A 3122-nucleotide genomic window follows, 5' to 3' on the forward strand; every position below is an offset into this window, starting at 1 on the left:
CGGACCAGCCGGTGCCGTCCGCGCCGGCGGCGAACGCCTTGCACCGCCCGTCCGGGGCGAGGCCGCCCTGCCGGGAGAACTCGGAGAACATGCCGGGCTGCGCCATCAGCGCCACCCCGCCGGCCAGGGCCATGTCGCACTCGCCGCCGCGCAGCGCCTGGGCGGCGAGGTGCAGCGCCACCAGCGACGAGGAGCAGGCGGTGTCGACGGTGACCGCCGGGCCTTCGAGGCCGAACATGTAGGCGACCCGCCCGGAGGCGACGCTGCCCGCCGTGCCGGTCAGCAGGTGCCCCTCGAGGCCGTCCAGGTCGTCGCGTCCGCTGGTGGCGTAGCCGGATGAGGCGGCGCCGACGAAGACGCCGGTGGCGGTGCCGCTGAGGGTGGCGGGGTCGATGCGGGCGTACTCGAAGCTCTCCCACGCGGTCTCCAGCAGCAGCCGCTGCTGCGGGTCCATGGCGAGGGCTTCACGGGGGCTGATGTTGAAGAAGCCGGCGTCGAAGTCGGCCGCGTCGTAGAGGAAGCCGCCCTGGTGGGTGACGGTGCCGCCGGCCTGGTCGCCGTCCGTGCCGTACAGCCGGTCGAGGTCCCAGCCGCGGTCCGCCGGGAACTCGCCGATGGCGTCGGCCCCGGAGGTGACGAGCTGCCACAGCTGCTCGGGGGTGGCGACGCCGCCGGGGTAGCGGCAGGCCATGCCGATGATGGCGATCGGCTCGTCGGCGTCGGCGGTGACGACCGTACGGACGGTGGCGCCGGCTCCCGTGGCCGGGCCGAGCTGCGCGAACAGGTGCTCGGCCAGCCGGGCCGGGGTGGGATGGTCGAAGGCCAGCGTGGCGGTCAGCCGCAGCCCGGTGGCCGCACCGAGGCGGTTGCGCAGTTCCACCGAGGTCAGCGAGTCGAAGCCCAGGTCCTTGAAGGCGCGGGCGGCGGGGACCGCCTGTGCCGAGGCGTGCCCCAGCACCGTGGCGGCCTGGCCGCAGACCAGGTCGACGAGCGCCTGCCGGGCGTCCGCCTCGGACAGGCCGTCGAGCCGCTCCCGCCACGACGCCCCGGCACTCGGCCGATCGGTGGCGGTGCGGCGCCGGCCGCCGCCGCGCAGCAGGTGCCGCATCAGCGGCGGTACGCCGCTCGCCTCGCCGGTGACGTGGAGGCGGGCCGCGACGAGCACCGGCCGGGCCGCCGGCAGGGCGGCGTCGAAGAGTTCGACGCCCTCGGCCGGGGAGAGCCGGCTCATCCCGACGCGCCGCAGCCGCTGCTGGTCGTCGCCGTCGAGGTGGGCGGTCATCGTGCTGTCGGTGGCCCACATGCCCCAGGCGAGGCTGGTGGCGGGCAGCCCCTGCTCACGCCGGTGCCGGGCGAGGGCGTCGAGGAACGCGTTCGCGGCCGCGTAGTTGCCCTGCCCCGGCGAACCGAGGGTGGCCGCCACCGACGAGAACAGCACGAACGCCGACAGGTCCAGGTGCCGCGTGGCCTCGTGCAACGCCCACCCGGCGTCCACCTTCGGCGCCAGCACCGTACGCAGGGCGGACTCGTCCAGCGAACCGATGGTCGCGTCGGCGATCACCCCGGCGGTGTGCACCACGGCGGTCAGCGGGTGCGCCGGGTCCACCAGTTCCAGCAGCCGGGTCACCTGCGCGGGGTCGGTCACGTCGGCGGTGCCGGCGGTGACCCGGGCGCCCGCGCGGGTCAGCTCGTCGACCAGCTCCCGGTAGTGCTCGGGGCCACGGCGGGAGGCCAGCAGCAGGTGCCGGGCCTGGCCGGTGGCGACGAGGTGCCGGGCGAACACGCCGGCGAGGGCGCCGCCGGCGCCGGTGACGAGCACGGTGCCGTCCGGGTCGGCGGGGGCGGGCACCCGCAGGACGACCTTGCCGATGTGCCGGGCCTGGCTGATGTGGCGCAGCGCCTGCCGGGCCTGGCGCACGTCCCACGCCCGTAGCGGCAGCGGGCGCAGCGCGCCGCGTGCGAACAGGTCGAGCAGCTCGGTGAGCATCTCCCCGATGCGCCGGTGCCCGGCCTCGTTGAGGTCGAACGCGCGGTAGGTGACGCCCGGGTGGTCGGCGGCGACCGCCTCCGGGTCGCGTACGTCGGCCTTGCCCATCTCCACGAACCGGCCACCGCGCGGCAGCAGCCGCAGCGACGCGTCCACGAACTCACCGGCGAGGGCGTCGAGCACCACGTCGACGCCGGCACCGCCGGTGGCCGCGCCGAAGGTCTGCTCGAACTCGGTGGTCCGCGACGACGCGATCCGCTCCTCGGCCACCCCGAGTTCCCGCAGCACGCCCCACTTGCCAGGGCTGGCGGTGGCGTGGACCGTCGCGCCCCAGTGCCGGGCGAGCTGGATGGCGGCCATGCCGACGCCACCGGCGCCGTTGTGGATCAGCACCGACTCGCCGGACCGCAGCCCGGCGAGGTCCCGCAGCGCGTAGTACGCCGTCAGGAACACCACCGGCACGGAGGCGGCCTGCGCGAATGACCAGCCGGCGGGGATCTTCGCCACGAGGTCGCGGGTGGCGATCACCTCGGGGGCGAAGGCCGGCTCGAACATGCCGAGCACGCGGTCGCCGGGCGCCAGGTCGGTCACGCCGGGGCCGACCTCGACCACGACGCCCGCGCCCTCGCTGCCCATCACGGCCGCCGGATCCGGGTACATGCCCAAACCGATCAGCACGTCGCGGAAGTTCACGCCGGCCGCGCGCACCGCGATGCGCACCTGGCCCGTGTCCAGGGCGGCGGAGGCGGCGGGCACCATGCCGACGCCGTCGAGGGTGCCGGGGCTGACCGCCCCGACCCGCCACAGTCCGTCCGGCGGGACGAGTTCGTCGGCGGCCTGGCCGGCGGGCCGGCCCAGGCGGGGCGTGCGCACCTCGTTGCCGCGTACGGCCACCTGGCCGCCGGTCGGCGAGGGGTTCTCGGCGACGGCGGCGAGCACGGCGAGGGTGGCCGGGGTGAGGTCCCCGTCGACGTCGGCGAGGACGATCCGCCCCGGGTGCTCGGACTGCGCCGAGCGCAGCAGACCCCAGACCGCCGCGCCGGGCAGGTCCCGCACCGCGTCCGCCGGGGTGGCGGCCACCGCCGCCCGGGTCAGCACGACGAGCGTGGTGTCGGCCAGCGCCTCACTGTCCAGC

The 3122-nt window shown here is 76.3% G+C and carries 1 protein-coding gene; it reads right to left on the reverse strand.

The annotated features are described in order from the left end of the window. The coding region (locus KBX39_RS27390) for a type I polyketide synthase (protein ID WP_210873242.1) at positions 1–3122 on the reverse strand (3122 nt) is incomplete at both ends.

The organism is Micromonospora sp. D75 (genome assembly GCF_018070405.1).
In the GTDB taxonomy this organism is placed as follows: Bacteria; Actinomycetota; Actinomycetes; order Mycobacteriales; family Micromonosporaceae; genus Micromonospora; species Micromonospora chalcea.